Source organism: Rothia sp. HMSC065D02, assembly GCF_001815285.1.
In the GTDB taxonomy this organism is placed as follows: Bacteria; Actinomycetota; Actinomycetes; order Actinomycetales; family Micrococcaceae; genus Rothia; species Rothia dentocariosa.
Map to the genome: position 1 here is coordinate 169,159 of NZ_KV820092.1, position 533 is coordinate 169,691.

Annotated in this window: 1 protein-coding gene; it reads right to left on the minus strand. The window is 67.0% G+C overall.

The genetic code is table 11. The features are described from left to right. A partial coding sequence (locus HMPREF3016_RS11355; protein WP_305794015.1) for a biotin/lipoyl-containing protein occupies window positions 1–533 on the minus strand: 533 nt, incomplete at both ends.

The window sequence follows — 533 nt, forward strand, 5'->3', positions numbered from 1 at the left end:
AGCAACCGGAGCGGGAGCTGCGGGAGCCTCAGCAGCTGCGGGAGCAGCCGGAGCAGCAGCGCCGGAACCGTCGCCAATGATAGCCAGAGCAGCGCCGACCTCGACGTCCTCGTCCTCGGGGACGAGAATCTGCTCAACAACGCCTGCTACGGGGGAGGGAACCTCGGTGTCAACCTTGTCGGTGGAAACCTCAACCAGGGGCTCGTCAACCTCAACCTGCTCGCCAACTTCCTTCAGCCAGCGGGTAACGGTGCCCTCGGTGACGGACTCGCCCAGTGCGGGCAGCAGAACCTCGGTGCCTGCAGCAGCAGCTGCGGGAGCAGCCGGTGCAGCAGCGGGAGCAGCCGGAGCCTCAGCAACCGGAGCGGGAGCTGCGGGAGCCTCAGCAACCGGAGCGGGAGCAGCCGGAGCAGCAGCAGCGGAAGCGTCGCCGATGATAGCCAGAACCTGGCCAACCTCTGCGTCCTCATCCTCGGGGATGCGGATCTCGAGCAGGGTACCTGCTACGGGGGAGGGAACCTCGGTGTCAACCT